14 protein-coding genes are annotated in these 17280 nt (G+C 72.6%); 5 read left to right on the forward strand and 9 right to left on the reverse strand.

Going from position 1 to position 17280, the window contains the following annotated elements:
• Positions 1-33: 33 nt before the first annotated feature.
• A complete protein-coding gene (locus tag IEZ20_RS31955) occupies positions 34-1488 on the reverse strand; it encodes a diaminobutyrate--2-oxoglutarate transaminase family protein (RefSeq protein WP_189305157.1) in 1455 nt (484 codons plus the stop codon).
• A gap of 354 nt (positions 1489-1842) precedes the next feature.
• Between IEZ20_RS31955 and IEZ20_RS31960 the strand changes: the two genes are divergently transcribed.
• Positions 1843-3069, forward strand: a complete 1227-nt coding sequence (locus IEZ20_RS31960) for a trypsin-like serine peptidase (RefSeq protein ID WP_189305158.1) — start codon at positions 1843-1845, stop codon at positions 3067-3069.
• 66 nt (positions 3070-3135) lie between these two features.
• Here the strand turns inward: IEZ20_RS31960 and hflX are convergent, their stop codons facing one another.
• The 6 genes from hflX to miaA form a co-directional block, all read right to left on the reverse strand.
• Positions 3136-4626, reverse strand: coding sequence for a GTPase HflX (hflX, locus tag IEZ20_RS31965; RefSeq protein ID WP_189305159.1), 1491 nt, complete (start codon positions 4624-4626; stop codon positions 3136-3138).
• A 176-nt stretch (positions 4627-4802) separates the two neighbouring features.
• Entirely contained in the window at positions 4803-6326 is a 1524-nt protein-coding gene (locus IEZ20_RS31970; RefSeq protein ID WP_189305160.1) for a M1 family metallopeptidase, read from the reverse strand.
• Between the two features lie 82 nt (positions 6327-6408).
• The gene (locus tag IEZ20_RS31975; protein WP_189305161.1) at positions 6409-8742 is read right to left on the reverse strand and encodes a RelA/SpoT family protein; all 2334 of its coding nucleotides are present in this window, start codon (positions 8740-8742) and stop codon (positions 6409-6411) included.
• A 185-nt stretch (positions 8743-8927) separates the two neighbouring features.
• Entirely contained in the window at positions 8928-9797 is an 870-nt protein-coding gene (dapF, locus tag IEZ20_RS31980) for a diaminopimelate epimerase (RefSeq protein ID WP_189305162.1), read from the reverse strand.
• A gap of 159 nt (positions 9798-9956) precedes the next feature.
• Positions 9957-10667 (reverse strand): hypothetical protein, encoded by a 711-nt coding sequence (locus IEZ20_RS31985; RefSeq protein ID WP_444545263.1) that lies wholly within the window; start codon positions 10665-10667, stop codon positions 9957-9959.
• A gap of 107 nt (positions 10668-10774) precedes the next feature.
• Entirely contained in the window at positions 10775-11713 is a 939-nt protein-coding gene (miaA, locus tag IEZ20_RS31990) for a tRNA (adenosine(37)-N6)-dimethylallyltransferase MiaA (RefSeq protein WP_189305163.1), read from the reverse strand.
• Positions 11714-11896: 183 nt separating this feature from the next.
• Here miaA and IEZ20_RS31995 point away from each other — a divergent pair, with 183 nt between their 5' ends.
• Both IEZ20_RS31995 and IEZ20_RS32000 read left to right on the forward strand, forming a co-directional pair.
• Positions 11897-12193, forward strand: coding sequence for a hypothetical protein (locus tag IEZ20_RS31995; protein ID WP_189305164.1), 297 nt, complete (start codon positions 11897-11899; stop codon positions 12191-12193).
• Positions 12194-12217: 24 nt separating this feature from the next.
• Positions 12218-12505, forward strand: coding sequence for an antitoxin (locus tag IEZ20_RS32000; RefSeq protein ID WP_189305165.1), 288 nt, complete (start codon positions 12218-12220; stop codon positions 12503-12505).
• 221 nt (positions 12506-12726) lie between these two features.
• On the opposite strand, the gene IEZ20_RS32005 is transcribed toward IEZ20_RS32000, so the two are convergent.
• Together IEZ20_RS32005 and miaB are read right to left on the reverse strand one after the other, a co-directional pair.
• The gene (locus tag IEZ20_RS32005; RefSeq protein ID WP_189305167.1) at positions 12727-13440 is read right to left on the reverse strand and encodes a class III extradiol dioxygenase subunit B-like domain-containing protein; all 714 of its coding nucleotides are present in this window, start codon (positions 13438-13440) and stop codon (positions 12727-12729) included.
• Between the two features lie 346 nt (positions 13441-13786).
• Positions 13787-15316 carry a tRNA (N6-isopentenyl adenosine(37)-C2)-methylthiotransferase MiaB gene (miaB, locus tag IEZ20_RS32010; RefSeq protein WP_189305169.1) on the reverse strand — a complete coding sequence of 510 codons (1530 nt, stop codon included), beginning with the start codon at positions 15314-15316 and terminating at the stop codon, positions 13787-13789.
• A gap of 350 nt (positions 15317-15666) precedes the next feature.
• Here miaB and IEZ20_RS32015 point away from each other — a divergent pair, with 350 nt between their 5' ends.
• Complete coding sequence (locus IEZ20_RS32015; RefSeq protein ID WP_229896371.1) at positions 15667-16083, forward strand: regulator component; 417 nt, start codon at positions 15667-15669, stop codon at positions 16081-16083.
• Complete coding sequence (locus IEZ20_RS32020) at positions 16076-17230, forward strand: MAB_1171c family putative transporter (protein ID WP_189305172.1); 1155 nt, start codon at positions 16076-16078, stop codon at positions 17228-17230. Before IEZ20_RS32015 ends, IEZ20_RS32020 begins: the two co-directional genes overlap by 8 nt.
• Positions 17231-17280: the final 50 nt, after the last annotated feature.

Here is a 17280-nt window from a genome sequence, read left to right on the forward strand (position 1 = left end):
GGAATGAGGGGACGGGAGGGGCCTGTGAGGTGGTCAGCCCGCGTGTTCGGCAGAGCCGGGGTGTCTTGGCTGGTGCGGGTCGTGGGTTGCGTGCTGGCGGGCCGCCGCCGCGACCGCGTCGGCCAGGCGGTCGAGTACGGCCGTCGCCTGTTCGTCGCTGATCGTCAGGGGTGGAAGCAGCCGGATCACGGACGCGTGACGGCCGCCGAGTTCGACGATCAGTCCGCGCTGGAGGCACTCCCGCTGTACGGCGGCGGCCAGCTGGGGGGCGGCCGGGTGCGGGGTGCGGGTGGGCTCCAGGCCGGTCGGTGCGGTGTCGGGGTGGCCCGGAAGGGGTGCCGTGTGAGAGGAGGTGTGGTCGGTGTCCGGGTCCACCAGTTCGACGCCGATCATCAGTCCGCGTCCCCGTACGTCTCCCACGCACGGGAACTGGTGGGTGAGTTCCGTCAGTTGGGTGAGCATGCGGGCACCGAGGGCGGCGGCGCGTTCGGCGAGGGCGTTCTCGCGGACGTAGGCGAGGGTGGCGGTGCCCGCGGCCATGGCGAGCTGGTTGCCGCGGAAGGTGCCGGCGTGGGCGCCGGGCTGCCAGACGTCGAGATCGTCGCGGTAGACGATCACGGCCAGCGGGAGGCTGCCGCCGATGGCCTTCGACAGGACCATGACGTCGGGGGTGATGCCGCTGTGGTCGACGGCCCAGAAGGCACCGGTGCGGCCCACTCCGGTCTGGATCTCGTCGGCGATCAGCGGGATGGCCCGGTCGGTCGTGAGCCGGCGCATGCGGCGCAGCCAGCCGTCCGGTGCGGGGATCACTCCGCCCTCGCCCTGGACGGGTTCGAGGATCATGCCGGCCGGCAGGGGGACGCCGGACTTCGGGTCGTCGAGGAGGGACTCGGTCCAGCGGGCGGCGAGTTCGGCGCCGGGCCGGCCGCCGACGCCGAAGGGGCAGCGGTAGTCCTGGGGGTAGGGCAGGCGGGCGACCTGGACATCGCGTGCGCTGCCGGAGGCGGCCAGGGCGCCGGCCGTCATGCCGTGGTAGGCGCCGGTGAAGGCGAGGATGCCGGTGCGGCCGGTCGCGGCCCGGACCAGTTTGAGGGCGGCCTCGACGGCGTCGGTGCCGGCCGGTCCGCAGAACTGCACGCGGGCCCGGTCGGTGAGGCCGGGCGGCAGGGTACGGAACAGCTCGGTGATGAAGGCGTCCTTGACGGGGGTCGCGAGGTCGAGGACGGAGAGGGGGGCGCCGGAGTCGAGGACCGTGCGGATGGCTTCGAGCACGACCGGGTGGTTGTGGCCGAGGGCGAGGGTGCCGGCGCCGGAGAGGCAGTCCAGGTAACGGCGGCCGTCGGCGCCCTCGATGGTGAGCCCGCGCGCCCGGACCGGCACGATCGGCAGGGCGCGGGCGTAGGTGCGCGCCGAGGACTCACGCGCCGACTGGCGTCTCAGGATCCCCTCGTGCACGGCCCGCTCTTGCCCGGGTGTGCCTCCAGTCATGGACTCCGTAACGGCCACTGCGCGTTGTCCTCCCCGCTGTTCAAGGATGAGTCGGTCCTCCGGGACCGCACGGACAGCTGGCCCCACCGGCTACAACCGCGGACCGTTCGGGCGGTTACGGGGTCACCGGGAGTTCGTTGGCGCGCGCCCTGTTCAGGCGGCTTTCCGGCCGGGCCTGTTCGGGCAGCCTGTGACGGAACCGTTGCCCTGCCGTCAGAACTCCCCCACGGCGACGGCATAGTGTGTGATGCCGTTCCCAGAAGGTCGTGGGACCGGCATGAACCATGCACGAGTTCGCCGCCGGTGTCGGGGCCGAAGCGCCGAGTTCCTTTCAGAGCAGGGGGAGTCAAGAACATGCGATCCATACGGCCGTCGTTCACCGCTCGGCGAGGGAGGGGCCGTCGCCGCGCCTCCACCTCGCTGACGGCGGTCGCTCTCGTGTCGGCGCTGGCGCTGACCGCCACCGCCTGCAACGGCGACGGTGACGACAACGCCAACGGCGAGCCGACCGCCACCGCGACGGCGGGCACCGGCGACGGAAAGATCACGATCCCGGACGACCTGAAGCGCAGGCTCAAGGAGCACGGGATCGACGTCGACAAGTGGAAGCACGGCGCCTGGAAGAACTGGAACAAGGACGACTGGCTGCGCGAGGCCAACGACTTCATCAACCCGATCATCAAGGGCCTGTGGGACCCGGACCGGATGCGCGACGCCGACGACCCCGACCAGGGCGTCGACGACAACGACATCTCCGGTGACCAGGGTGTGACGGACCCGACGCCGCAGCCGGTGAAGGCGCAGGCGGTCACGCCGCCGTACCACGCCGGCGCGGCCACTTCGGGCAAGCTGCTCTTCGACTCGCCCGAGGGCACCATGGTCTGCTCGGCGACGGTCGTGCAGGACCCGGCGCACCCGGGCAAGTCGAACCTCGTGTGGACGGCGGGTCACTGTGTGCACGCCGGCAAGAAGGGCGGCTGGTACCGCAACATCGCGTTCGTGCCGTCGTACAACAACCAGGGCAGGTCGGCGGCCGAGCTGGAGAACGCCAGCCGGTCCGACATCGCGCCGTTGGGCGTGTGGTGGGCCGACGCGGCGAAGACCTCGCAGCAGTGGATCAGCAAGGGCGGTCAGACGGGCGGTGACGGTGCCTCGTACGACTTCGCCGTCATCCATGTGACGCCGGAGCAGGGCAGCGGCGGCAAGTCGCTGGAGGAGACCGTCGGCGGGGCGCTGCCGGTGGACTTCGACGCTCCGGCCGTGGCGAACGTGAAGAGCATCACGGCGACCGGCTACCCGGCGGCGGCGCCGTACGACGGTCAGCTGATGTACCAGTGCCAGGACAAGCCGGGCCGGCTCTCCATCGAGCAGGCCGACCCGACGATGTACCGGATCGGGTGCACGATGACCGGTGGCTCCTCCGGTGGCGGCTGGGTGGAGACGGGCGCGGACGGCAAGCCCGCGCTGGTGTCGAACACCTCCATCGGTCCGGTGAGCGCGGGCTGGCTGGCCGGTCCCCGGCTGGGTGAGGTGGCCAAGGGTGTGTACGAGTCGGTGAGCAAGCAGTTCGCCGGGCGGTGAGCAGGCCGCGGGCATGACGGAGGCCCGTCACCCAGGTGGGGTGGCGGGCCTTCGTGTCGCGGTGGTTCAGGCCGCGGAGACCGGTGCGTAGGGCGCCAGGTCCGCCGCCAGCTCCTCGTGCACCCGGGCCTTGAGCAGGGTGCCCTCCGCGGTGTGCTCCTCGGAGATCACCTCGCCCTCGGTGTGGGCGCGGGCGACGAGCTTGCCGTGGGTGTACGGCACGAGCGCCTCGACCTCGACCGAGGGGCGGGGCAGCTCGTCGTCGATCAGGGCGAGGAGTTCCTCGATGCCCCGGCCGGTGCGTGCCGAGACGGCGATCGAGCGCTTCTCGACCCGCAGGAGCCGCTGGAGGGTCAGCGGGTCGGCCGCGTCCGCCTTGTTGATCACGACGATCTCGGGCACGCCGGTGGCGCCGACGTCCCGGATCACCTCGCGTACGGCGGCGAGCTGCTCCTCCGGGTTCGGGTGCGAGCCGTCCACCACGTGCAGGATCAGGTCGGAGTCGCCGACCTCCTCCATGGTGGAGCGGAACGCCTCGACCAGGTGGTGCGGCAGGTGCCGGACGAAGCCGACGGTGTCCGCCAGCGTGTACAGCCGGCCGCTCGGGGTCTCGGCCCGGCGGACGGTCGGGTCCAGGGTCGCGAACAGGGCGTTCTCGACCAGGACGCCGGCGCCGGTGAGGCGGTTGAGCAGGGAGGACTTGCCGGCGTTGGTGTAGCCGGCGATGGCGACGGACGGCACCTTGTTGCGCCGGCGCTCCTGGCGCTTGATCTCGCGGCCGGTCTTCATGTCCGCGATCTCCCGGCGCATCTTCGCCATCTTCTCGCGGATCCGGCGCCGGTCCGTCTCGATCTTGGTCTCACCGGGGCCACGCGTGGCGAGGCCGCCGCGACCGCCACCCATCTGCCGGGACAGCGACTGACCCCAGCCGCGCAGCCGCGGCAGCATGTACTGCATCTGGGCGAGCGCGACCTGCGCCTTGCCCTCGCGGGACTTGGCGTGCTGGGCGAAGATGTCCAGGATCAGGGCCGTACGGTCGATGACCTTGACCTTGACGACGTCCTCCAGCTGGATCAGCTGGCCGGGGCTCAGCTCACCGTCGCAGATGACGGTGTCCGCGCCCGTTTCGATGACGATGTCACGCAGCTCGGCGGCCTTGCCCGAGCCGATGTAGGTGGCCGCGTCGGGCTTGTCGCGGCGCTGGATCACGCCGTCGAGCACGAGCGCGCCCGCGGTCTCCGCGAGGGCCGCAAGCTCCGCGAGGGAGTTGTCGGCGTCCTGCGCGGTGCCGGTGGTCCACACGCCGACGAGCACGACCCGCTCCAGGCGGAGCTGGCGGTACTCGACCTCGGTGACGTCCTCCAGCTCGGTGGACAGGCCCACGACGCGGCGCAGGGCGGCGCGCTCGGAGCGGTCGAACTGGTCGCCGTCCCGCTCGCCGTCGATCTCGTAGCTCCAGGCGACGTCCTCTTCCATCAGGGCATCGGCCCGAAGACCCTCGGGATAGGCGTGCGCGAGGCGCTTGGTGTCCTGGGAAGGGGAAGAAGAGGAGGTCATTGGATCCTTACGTCGATGAGATACGTCGATGGGAGTGCCGTTACGGCGTCGGTACGGCGGTCGGTCACCCGGGCCGCACGTGAGGTACAACGCATGAGTACCCCGGGAGATTCCCGTGACCCGTGCGCGTGCCGACCCGTAGATGGTCGCACGGTACGGCCCGTCTCGTCACCGGGTTATCGCCGGACGCGGGGCCCGTCGTCCTGCGTCCGCGGCAGTGGCTTCCAGTCCGGGTGGCCGGGCATCGGCGGGGTCTTCTCGCCGTACAGCCAGGCCTGGAAGAAGCCTCTCAGGTCGCGGCCGGAGACGGCCGCGGCCAGCCGTTCGAAGTCGCTGGTGGTGGCGGTGGCGTCCCGGTGTTCCTGGACCCAGATGCGCTCCAGCCGCTCGAAGGCGGGCGCGCCGATCTCCTGCCGCAGGGCGTAGAGGACGAGTGCGGCGCCGTCGTAGATGTTGGGGCGGAAGATGCTGATCTTCTGGCCGGGGACGGGAGGCTTGGGCAGGGCGGGCGGGCCGCCGGCCTCGCGCCAGCGGTCGGAGGCGCCGTAGGCGGCCTTCATCCGCTCCTCCATGGGCCGGTGCGCGGTCTCGTCGGCGTACAGCGCCTCGTACCAGGTGGCGTGGCCCTCGTTCAGCCAGACGTCGGACCAGCTGCGCGGGGTGACGCTGTCCCCGAACCACTGGTGGGACAGCTCGTGCACCATGACCGACTCGACGTACCACTTGGGGTAGGCGGGCTCGGTGAACAGGTCCTTCTCGAAGAGCGAGAGGGTCTGTGTCTCCAGTTCGAAGCCGGTGGCGGCCTGTGCCATGAGCACGCCGTAGGTCTCGAAGGGATACCGGCCGACCTTGCTCTCCATCCAGGCGATCTGGTCGGGGGTCTTCGCGAGCCATGGTTCGAGGGCCTTGCGGTCGCTCGCGGGTACGACGTCGCGCAGGGGGAGCCCGTGCGGGCCCTCGCGGTGCACCACGGCGGAGCGGCCGATGGACACCTGGGCGAGTTCGGTGGCCATGGGGTGCTGGGTGCGGTAGGTCCAGGTGGTGGTGCGGCCGACCCGGTCGGCTCCGGCGCGCAGGCCGTTGGCGACGGCGGTGTAGTCGTTCGGCGCGGTGATGCGGAAGGTGAACATCGCCTTGTCGGACGGGTGGTCGTTGCAGGGGAACACCAGGTGGGCGGCGTCGGCCTGGTTCGCCATGGCGAGGCCGTCGGAGGTGCGCACCCAGCCGCCCTGCTGGTCGTCGCCGTAGACGGGGTCGCTGGTGTGCCGCACGGTGATCCGGGTCCAGCTGCGCTCGGCCAGGGGGTGCTCGGGGGTGACGACCAGGTCCTCGCCGGCGCGGGTGAAGCCGGCGGGACGTCCGTCGACCTCGACCGAGCGGACGGTGCCGTACCCGAAGTCGAGGTTGAGCCGCTCCAGGTCGGCCGTGGTCCAGGCGTCGATGGTGGTGACGGCCTGCAGCGGCTTGTCGTTGCTGCCGGGATAGGTGAGGGACAGGTCGTACGAGGCGACGTCGTAGCCGGGGTTGCCCAGGTACGGGTAGAGCCGGTCGCCGACGCCGAGCGGTTCGGCCGGGGCCGCGGCGGCGACGAGGCAGACGGAGACGGCGGAGGCGAGCAGGGCCGCCGTGCGGCGTCGGCGGAGCGTGCGCCGGACCGCGAGGCGGGAGAGCCGGGGGCGGGGGCGGGGGGTGAGCGGCATGGACCATCGCTACCAGTGCGTGCCCGCTGCCCGGCGGCGACGCGCGTCCGGCCCACCCGATCGGGTAAGCCGGACGCCGTCGTCAGGAGGCCGGTGCCTGGTGCTGGGCGCGGCTCACGTCGTACACCCCGGGTACGTCCCGCATGGCGCGCATCAGGGCGGGGAGGTGGGCGGCGTCGGGGAGCTGGAGGGTGTAGGTGTGGCGCACGCGCTGCTGGCTGGGCGGTTCGACGGTGGCGGAGACGATCTCGGCGCCCTGCAGGGCGATCGCCTCGGTGAGGTCGGCGAGGAGGTGGGGACGGCCGAACGATTCAGCGACCAGGGTGACCCGGCACTCGGCGGTGTCTCCCCAGCGCACGCCGATCTCCTCGCGCCCCCTGCTCTTCATGTGCGCCACGGCGGCGCACTCCACGCGGTGCACGGTCACCACCCCGCCGCGCACCGCGAACCCGGTGATCTCGTCCGGCGGTACGGGCGTACAGCACCCGGCGAGCCGTACGGCGGCGCCGGGCCGGTCCGCGAGGACGTCGGCGCGGCGGGAGCGGGGGGCGGGCGTGCCGTCCGCGGGAGGCGCGGGCGGGGCACCCGAGGAGAGACCGGGGCGAGCGGCTCCGGCGGGGGCGGCGCGGTGGGCGGCAGCGGCGGGCTGGGGCTCGGCCAGGTCCCCGTCCGGTGCCGCGGCCGGGCGGGCGGCGTCGGCGGGTGCCGCGGGGGCGCCGTCCGGCCCGTCCGTGTCGGTGCCGCCGCCGGGGTGGGCGGCGAGCCAGCGCTGGATGGCGATGCGGGCGGCCGGGGTGTGGGCGTGCTCCAGCCACTCGCGGGAGGGCTCGGAGGCCGGGTCCTGGCCCATCAGGAGCTGGACCGTGTCGCCGTCGCGCAGGACCGTGCTGAGGGTGGCCAGCCTGCCGTTGACGCGGGCGCCGATGCAGGCGTGGGCGTCCTCGCCGTACTGCGCGTAGGCGGCGTCCACGCAGGTGGCGCCCTCGGGGAGGCCGAGGGCGCCGCCGTCGGGGCGGAAGACGGTGATCTCCCGGTCCTGGGCGAGGTCCTCACGCAGGGTGGACCAGAAGGTGTCGGGATCGGGGGCGGCCTGCTGCCAGTCGAGGAGGCGGGAGAGCCAGCCGGGGCGGGTCGGGTCGACGCGCTCACCGTCGGCGGCGGAGGCGGGGCCGGAAGCGGGGGTGTCGGAGACGGACGGGTCGGACGCGGACGGGTCGAGGGCCGGTGCGTACGGGTTGCCCAGGGCTACGACGCCGGCCTCGGCCACCTTGTGCATCTGGTGGGTGCGGATGAGGACCTCGACGACCTGGCCGTCGGGACGGGCGACGGCGGTGTGCAGGGACTGGTAGAGGTTGAACTTCGGTACGGCGATGAAGTCCTTGAACTCCGAGACCACCGGGGTCATGCAGGTGTGCAGCTCGCCGAGGACGCCGTAGCAGTCCGCGTCCTCGTTCACCAGCACCAGCAGGCGGCCGAAGTCGGCGCCGCGCAGCTGACCGCGCTTGCGGGCCACGCGGTGCACGGAGACGAAGTGCCGGGGGCGGATGAGGACTTCGGCGGGGATGCCGGCCTCGCGCAGCACCCCGCGCACCTCGTCGGCGACCTCGGCGAGGGGGTCGCCGGGGCGGGCGGCGTTCTCCGCGATGAGTTCTCTGGTGTGCTCGTACTCCTCGGGGTGGAGGATGGCGAAGACCAGGTCCTCCAGTTCGGTCTTCAGGGCCTGCACGCCGAGGCGTTCGGCGAGCGGGATGAGGACGTCACGGGTGACCTTGGCGATCCGCGCCTGTTTCTCGGGGCGCATCACGCCGAGGGTGCGCATGTTGTGCAGGCGGTCGGCGAGTTTGATCGACATCACGCGCACGTCGTTGCCGGTGGCGACGAGCATTTTGCGGAAGGTCTCCGGCTCGGCGGCGGCTCCGTAGTCGACCTTCTCCAGTTTCGTGACGCCGTCGACCAGATAACGGACCTCCTCCCCGAACTGTTCCCGCACCTGATCCAGCGTCACCTCGGTGTCCTCGACGGTGTCGTGCAGCAGGGAGGCCGTCAACGTCGTGGTCTCCGCACCGAGTTCGGCGAGGATCAGGGTGACGGCGAGCGGGTGCGTGATGTACGGCTCGCCGCTCTTGCGCATCTGTCCCCGGTGCGAGGACTCCGCCAGGACGTAGGCGCGGCGCAGGGGTTCGAGGTCGGCGTCGGGGTGGTGGGCCCGGTGCGCCTCCACGACATGGCCGATCGCGTCGGGCAGCTTGTCGCGGCCGGCGGGGCCGAGCAGCGCGGCCCGGCCGAGCCGGCGCAGGTCGATCCGGGGCCGGGACTTTCTGCGCACCGCCGCGGGCGCCGCGGACGCTGTGAGCGCTTGTGGCGTTGGGGGCGCTACCGGGCCAGCGCTCGCAGGGTTCGTGGCCTCCGCACTCATGGGCACCTCCGGCTCGTGGACCGGCGGACGGAGCTCCAGGGCGTACGCGGCTCAGGGTTGGCGACGTTCCCCCGTCCGTGCCGGTGCTTGATGCTATCGAGCCCACCACGCGCGGCCGACCGCCTCTCGCCGAGCGTGAAGCGGATCACCCGTTCGAGCGATGGAAACGAGGTTTAGATTTTCGGTCAGCCGACAGCGTGAGCGAGCCACTCCCCCTCGATCTCGCCCTCGGCGACGATCACGGCGGGTCCGGTCATCTCGATCTCGCCGTCGGGGCGCTCGGTGATGACGAGGCGCCCGCCGGGCACGTCCACGGTGTACGTCGCCGGGGTGCCGGTGACGGCCGGGTCGGTGCCGTCGCGCCGGGCGGTGGCCACGGCGACGGCGCAGGCGCCCGTGCCGCACGAACGGGTCTCGCCGGAGCCGCGTTCGTGCACGCGCATGGCGACGTGACGGGGGCCGCGGTCCACGACGAACTCGACGTTCACCCCGTCCGGGTAGGCGGTCGCCGGGCTGACCGGCGGCGCGGTGTACAGGTCGCCCGCGTGCGCCAGGTCGGCGACGAAGGCCACCGCGTGCGGATTGCCCATGTTCACGTTGCGCGCGGGCCAGCTGCGCCCGCCGACGGTCACCGTGACGTCGCCCTCGGGGAGGCGGGCGCGGCCCATGCCGACGGTGACGTCACCGTCCTTCGCGATGTGGACGGTCCTCACGCCCGCGCGCGTGGCGATCGTGAGGTCTCCTTCGGCCACGTGCCCGGCGTGCTGGAGGTAGCGCGCGAACACACGGACGCCGTTGCCGCACATCTCGGCGACCGAGCCGTCGCCGTTGCGGTAGTCCATGAACCACTCGGCCTCGGCGGCCATCTCCCGGGCCTCCGGGTGCGCCGCGGACCGTACGACGTGCAGCACACCGTCGCCTCCGATGCCCGCCCGGCGGTCGCACAGGGCGGCGACGGCGGCCGGGGACAGGTCGAGGGCGTTCTCGGGGTCCGGGACGATCACGAAGTCGTTCTCGGTGCCGTGGCCCTTGAGGAAGGCGATCCGTGTGCTCATTCCTCGATCGTACGGGGTGGGTACGACCGTGCCGCCCCGGCGGGGTCTGGCCACCTGCACGTCCCGGCAGGTCCAGCAGCGCCGTGCCTGTGCTGCCCGTGCCTGTGCCTGTGCCTGTGCCTGTGCCTGTGCCTGTGCCTGTGCCTGTGCTGCCAGGGCCTAGCGGAGCCGGGCCACGCGCCACACCGCGAGGACGACCACCACGATCACGAGGAGTACGTACCCGAGGACGACCCGCCAGTCCGGCCGGCGGCCGGAGCCGCGCGGGGGGAAGCCGGGCCAGGTGTAGCCCACCCGGCGGGCGGCCATCATGCCCCAGCCGGCCGCGCAGGAGCAGATCAGCAGGCCGAGCATGGCGATGACCGCGCCGCTGTCGCCGAAGTCGAAGGCGAGCGGGAAGGCGAACATCAGGGAGCCGACGGCGGCCAGGCCGACGATGGGGGCGAGCTGCCAGATGCGCAGCCGGCGCTGCGGACGCAGCTCGACCTCGACCTCCGGACCGCCCGGGTACATCTCCTCCGGCTCCGGCCCGTCGTCGGTCACCCCGTCCGGGGTGTCGTCGGGACCGTCGTCGGCGAGACGGTTCTCGGTCAGACGGTCCTCGGTCAGACGGTCCTCGGTCAGGGGACTCCCGGACAGAGGGTCGCCGAACAGGTCGTCGGACGGGCTGTCGTCGGACGGAAGGTCGTCGGGCAGGCGGCCCGCGGCCCGGGGGACGCCGGACGGAGAACCGCCGGACAGGGGGTCGTCGAGCAGGTCCTTCCGCTGTGAGCGGTCCTCGTCGGGACGCGGCTCGTCACGGCACGGTCCGTCACCCTCGGTGGTGAGGTGCTCGGCATCCGGTGCGGTGTTGCGAGGGCCGGCCTCCATCGCCACGCGCCCTCCCAACTAGGCTCCACTTGGTCGATCGAAGCTCGATGATGGCACGGCGCCGAAGGCCGAGATGACCGGCGGCGCATCCCGATGCCATGACGTGATCAGGCTGTAACCGGTCGTTCGACCAACGCCAGGGCCTGCTGCGGAAGTTCCCCGCGGTCCGCCGCGGCCCCACTCAACCAGTGCACCCGCGGATCGCGCCTGAACCACGAATCCTGACGGCGCGCGAAGCGCTTGGTGGCACGGACGGTCTCGGCCCGCGCCTCCGCTTCGGTGCACTCCCCGGCGAGCGCCGCGAGCACCTGCTGGTAGCCGAGCGCGCGCGAGGCCGTGCGCCCCTCGCGCAGTCCCTGCGCCTCCAGTGCGCGCACCTCGTCCACGAGGCCCGCCTCCCACATGCGGTCGACGCGCCGCGCGATGCGCTCGTCCAGCTCCGGCCGGGCCACGTCGACACCGATCTGGACGGTGTCGTAGACCGAGTCGTGACCGGGCAGGTTGGCCGTGAAGGGCTGGCCGGTGATCTCGATCACTTCGAGCGCGCGGACGATACGGCGGCCGTTGCTCGGCAGGATGGCGCGGGCGGCCTCGGGATCGGCGGCGGCCAGCCGGGCGTGCAGCGCGCCCGAGCCGCGCAGCGCCAGCTCCTCCTCCAGCCGGGCCCGGACCTCCGGGTCGGTGCCGGGGAACTCCAGGTTGTCGACGGCACCGCGGATGTACAGGCCGGAGCCGCCGACGAGGACCGGCCAGCGGCCCTCGGCGAGCAGTGCGTCGATCCGCGCGCGGGCCAGCTTCTGGTACTCGGCGACCGAGGCGGCGACCGTCACGTCCCAGATGTCCAGCAGGTGGTGCGGGACGCCGCCGCGCTCCTCGGGTGTCAGCTTGGCTGTACCGATGTCCATCCCTCGGTACAGCTGCATGGAGTCGGCGTTGACGACCTCGCCGCCGAGTTGCTGGGCCAGGAAGACACCGAGATCGGACTTTCCGGCCGCGGTGGGTCCGACGACGGCGATGACGCGGGGGGCGGGGAGTGCACTGCTCACGGCACCAGTCTCGCAAACCTCCCGGTGAGGTCTCGAACGAGTTACGTGACGGTGCGTCTCGCAGGTCGTTGCCCGTGGCGAGGTACCGCCCTCCGGGGTGCCGGAGGCGGTGGCCCGGGCGGCGCAACCGTACGCACCGGGCGAAGCGGGAATTCGCCCGCACGAGTACCGTATGGAGTGGATATGGGCGTGTTTGCACGGCTTCTCGGCAGGTCGAAGGCGACTCCGGAGGCGTCGGACGCACCGGCGAACACCGGCTCGGAGCCGGAGGGAGCCGAGGCGGGGCAGGCCGAGGTGACGGTGTCGGCGAGTGAGGCCGGGCCGGCGGAGGCCGAGGAGGCGACCGGGGACGGGCACGGGGACGTGGCCGTGCGGTCGGACTCCGGTGCGGACGACGCGTCCGAGAGTGCCGGGATCCCCCGGCAGCAGTCCGCCGAGGAGGCCGCCGACAGGGAGGCCGGTGAGGGCGCCCGCAGATAACTGTCCCGCGAGGGAAGGTGGACCATGGGTCTGATGGACAACATGAAGGCCAAGCTGGGCCCGGCCAAGGACAAGGTGTCGGACCTCGCGCGGCAGCATGGGGACAAGGTCCAGCACGGGATCGACAAGGCCGCGAAGGCCGTCGACGAGCGGACCAAACACAAGTACAGCGACAAGATCCAGGCGGGCACGGGCAGGGCCAAGGAGGCGATGGACCGCCTCGCGCACAAGGGCGGCCCGGAGGCGGCGCCCCACACCCCCACGACCCCGACCCGCCCGGCCTCTCCGGAGGGCCCACCGCCGGCGTCCTGAGGAGTCCGCCACCGGTAGGCGTCCTCGTGACGGTGCGACCGGCCACCGTCGTGGTGGCCACGCGAACCGGCGACTGTCTGGTGACCACGCGACGAGCCACCGTCTCCTGGTGACCACGCGACCGGGGCGTCCCGTGAACCACGGGACGCCCCGGTCGCTGTTCGGGGCCCGGGCCCGGGGAGCCCTGTGCGGGCAAGCGGCGGCCCCGGAGTCCTCCGGGGTCAGGACCAGGTCGCCACCATGTACCCGACGCCGTACGGCGCGTCCTCGTACAGCAGGCTGCCGGTGAGGCCGGTCCCCTCGGCCGCGCCGGCCAGGATCTGCCAGGGGGCGCGGCCGGCCGCCTTCAGTTCCCGGGCCAGGCCGGGGTCCAGTGCCCGCAGGGCGGACACGTCGGCCGCTCCGAGGGCCCGGGCGGCCTCCGCGTCGAAGGGCGCCGCCCGCTCGTCCAGGTAACCGGGCGCCTTGAGCGTGCGGCAGGCGCTGCCGTCTCCCATGACCAGGAGGGCCACCCGGCCGGCCCGGCCGGCCAGCTCGCGCCCGGTCTCGGCGCACCGCTCCGGCTCCAGTGTGTCCGGGACGGCGAGTCCCTCGATCGGGGCGTCGCCCCAGCCGGTCCGCTCCAGCAGCCAGGCGGCGACGGCCAGCGAGGTCGGCAGCTCCCGCTCCGGGGCGGGGCGGCCGGCGGGCCCCAGGTGTACGTCCAGGTCGACCCCGAAGCCTCGGAAGGCACCCGGGGTGCCCTGCGGGTACCGGCCGAGCCCGCTCTGCCCGGCGGTACCGACGACCACCAGCAGGTCGGGTCGGGCGGCGGCGAGCACGCCGAGCGCGTCCGTGCAGGCCGCGCGCGCGGCGTCCAGTTCCGGGGCGGCGCCCGCGGCGACCTCGGGCACGAGCAGCGGCGGGCAGGGGCATACGGCGGCGGCGACAAGCATGATCGGCAGCGTAACCCGGCGGGACGGCCGGGCGTCACTCCTGGATCAGCACGTCGGAACGCCGCCCGAGCCGGGCCGGAGCGCCGCCTGTCCTACGCTCCAGCGCCACCTGAGCCAGGCCGAAGCTCCGCCTGACCTACGCCCCAGCGCCACCTGAGCCAGGCCGGAGCACCGCCTGACCTACGCCCCAGCGCCACCTGACCCGGGCCGGAGCTTCGCCTGGCCTGATTCGGAGCTACGTCAACGCTGCGCCGAAGCGCCGTCCGAGCACGTCGATGAGGGCGATCCCCTCAGGACGGGCGCGACGGGCTCGGCCACCGCCGGTCACGGACCGTGCGACAGGCCGTCAGTCGCAGCCGCAGCCGCTCCCCGTCGCCACCGGCAGCGGAGCCGGGGCGCCGATCCCGGGAAGGCCGAGCATGACGCCCGCCGGCTTGGCGGCCGCCGCGGCGTTGCGCTTCTCCCAGGCGTCCCCCGCGCGCGTGCGGCGCACGTCGAGGACCGGGCCCTCGGCGAGGAGGTGGTGCGGGGCGGCGTACGTCACCTCGACCGTGACCACGTCACCGGGGCGGACCTCCTGGTCCGGCTTGGTGAAGTGGACGAGGCGGTTGTCGGGGGCGCGGCCGGAGAGGCGGTGGGTGGCGCCGTCCTTGCGGCCCTCGCCCTCGGCGACCATCAGTTCCAGGGTGCGGCCGACCTGCTTCTTGTTCTCCTCCCAGGAGATGTCCTCCTGGAGGGCGACCAGTCGCTCGTAACGCGCCTGGACGACCTCCTTGGGGATCTGGTTCTCCATGGTCGCGGCGGGGGTGCCGGGGCGCTTGGAGTACTGGAAGGTGAAGGCCTGCGCGAAGCGGGCCTCGCGGACGACGTGCAGGGTCTGCTCGAAGTCCTCCTCGGTCTCGCCGGGGAAGCCCACGATGATGTCGGTGGTGATCGCGGCGTGCGGGATGGCGGCGCGCACCTTCTCGATGATCCCCAGGTAGCGCTCCTGCCGGTAGGAGCGGCGCATCGCCTTCAGGACGGTGTCCGAGCCGGACTGCAGCGGCATGTGCAGCTGGGGCATCACGTTCGGCGTCTCGGCCATGGCCGCGATCACGTCGTCGGTGAAGTCACGGGGGTGCGGGGAGGTGAAGCGGACCCGCTCCAGGCCCTCGATGTTCCCGCAGGCCCGCAGCAGCTTGCTGAAGGCCTCGCGGTCGCCGATGTCGGAGCCGTAGGCGTTGACGTTCTGGCCGAGCAGGGTGATCTCGGAGACGCCCTCGCCGACGAGGGTCTCGATCTCGGCGAGGATGTCACCGGGGCGGCGGTCCTTCTCCTTGCCGCGCAGCGCCGGGACGATACAGAACGTGCAGGTGTTGTTGCAGCCGACGGAGATCGACACCCAGGCCGCGTACGCGCTCTCGCGGCGGGTCGGCAGCGTGGAGGGGAAGGCCTCCAGGGACTCGGCGATCTCGACCTGCGCCTCCTCCTGCACGCGGGCGCGCTCCAGCAGGACGGGCAGCTTGCCGATGTTGTGCGTGCCGAAGACGACGTCCACCCAGGGCGCCTTCTTCACGATCGTGTCGCGGTCCTTCTGCGCGAGGCAGCCGCCGACCGCGATCTGCATGCCGGGGCGCGAGGCCTTCTTCGGCGCGAGCCGGCCGAGGTTGCCGTACAGCCGGTTGTCGGCGTTCTCCCGGACCGCGCACGTGTTGAAGACGACGACGTCCGCGTCGCCGTCCGAGCCCTCGGGGGCCCGCACGTACCCGGCGTCCTCCAGCAGACCGGCCAATCGCTCGGAGTCGTGGACGTTCATCTGGCACCCGTAGGTGCGGATCTCGTAACTCTTGGGGGTGGGAACGTCCACTGCCGGGCTCCGGTCGCTGCTGCTGGTCATGCTTCCAGGGTAGGTGGTGCCGGAAGGCACTCCGCCCGCCTCGTCCGGACGGGCCGCCACCGGGGCCCCGGGCCGCCGCCCGTGCCCGGCAGGGGAAGGATTTCGCCAAAGGGAGACCAAAAGGCCGGGCAGACGTGTTCAAAGGGGTGCGTGACCTGCTTAGGTGTGAGCCACACCTTGTCCGCTGGAGACGGGAAGTGGTTTCTCGCCCGGGAGTTGGAGATTTGGCCATCCGCGTACGACAGGTGAGGAGATCCGGGGAGTTCGCCGCGCTGCAGCGCCGGTGTGCCGCGATTCTGCGTGATCTCGGAGTACCTCGGTCGCTGTCCCTGGACGCGGTCTGTGCGCGGGTGGAGGAACTCAGAGGCCGTCCGCTCGTGCTGCGGGAACTGCCCGAGGAGGCGGCGGCGACCGGCGCCTGCGGGCTCTGGCTGGGCACGGACAACGCCGACTACGTGTTCTACGAGGCCCGGACCGCCCCGCTCCACCGCGAGCACATCATCCTCCACGAGATCGGCCATGTGCTGTGCGACCACCACCGGAGCATCACGGACGACGGTGACGGTCCGACGGACCGCCTCCTCGAGGGCCTCCAGCCGCACCTGGTCCGGCGGGTGATGGCCAGGACCAGTTACACGACGACCGAGGAGCAGGAGGCCGAGATGATCGCCAGCCTCATCCAGAGCGCCGGGACGGCCGGTCCGGTCGCCGGCCCGCTGGGGCGGCTCGGCGCGTTCCTCGGAGTGACGGCGGACGCCGATGAGTGAGCTGGCGGCGCACGTCGGACTCGCCAGCGTCCTCGTCCTGTGGTTCGCCCTGGTCTGGCGGGCCCGGCCCGCGCTGCGCCAGCCCAGCCTGCGCGGACTCTGGCTCACCGTCCTGGCCGCGACCACCGCGATCACCCTCTTCCAGCCCCAGGTCGTCGCCTGGCTCACGTCCGCCGGCGTCGACGTGCACACCGTGTCCCTCGTCCGCAACCTGATCGGCGTGCTCAGCGCGGGACTGGTCCTGCTGTTCGTGATCGACTCGAGCCGCACTCCGCGTCTGCGCCTCCTGGTGGCGGTGGGGATGACGGCCGCTCTGGTCTCGCTGCTCGTTCTCGACCTGCTGCAGGTCGACCACGGGGGCGCGGGGGCGGCGGCCGCCCAGCGGCCCGCGTCCGCCTCCTCCGCCTACTGGCTGATCCTCATCGCCGCCCACCTCGCCGGGGACGCCGTCGCCGTCGTGGTCTGCTGGGGGTACAGCCTGCGGACGACCGAGCGCGACCTCGTCTGGTCCCTGCGGCTGTTCGCGGCGGGCAGCGTGCTCGCCCTCGTCTTCTGGTCCGGATATCTGTTCCACCTCTACGACCCCGCCCCCCGGCTGCTGCCCTACCTGTCCGTGGTCATGGGTGTGCACGGCTTCCTGCGGGCGGCGTCGCTGCTGGTCCCGTCCGCGACCGCGCTGGCCCGGTCGGCCACCGCGCTGCGGACCACATGGCGGCTGTGGCCGCTGTGGCGCGACCTGGTGACGGCGGTGCCCCATGTGGCCCTCGCCCGGCCGCGGCGGACGCGGCTCCAGGAAGTCCTGTGGCCGCGGTATCCGCCGACGCTGCTGGCACACCGGCAGACCATCGAGACGTACGACGCGCTGCTCACGCTGCAGCAGTACGTCCAGCCCGACGCCTACGAGCGGGCCCACCGGCTCGCCCGGCAGGCGGGCGTACGGGACGACCGCCTCGCGTGCGCGGCGCTCGCCGGGGTGGTGGGGCAGGCCCGGCGGGCCGTCCTGGTCGGCGTACCCCCGTCCTCCGTGTCCCACCCGCTGCCCGGGGTGACTCACGGCAGCTCCGAGACCCTGCTGGGAATCGCCCGGATGTGGCCGTCCATGACGAACCTGCTGCCCTGCCGGGAGAGGTCGGCCTCGGCGCAGTAAGGCAGTAAGGCTGCCGCAGGGCAGTAGGGCTGCCGCAGGGCAGTAGGGCT

It is taken from the genome of Streptomyces cinerochromogenes (assembly GCF_014648635.1).
Taxonomy (GTDB): Bacteria; Actinomycetota; Actinomycetes; order Streptomycetales; family Streptomycetaceae; genus Streptomyces; species Streptomyces cinerochromogenes.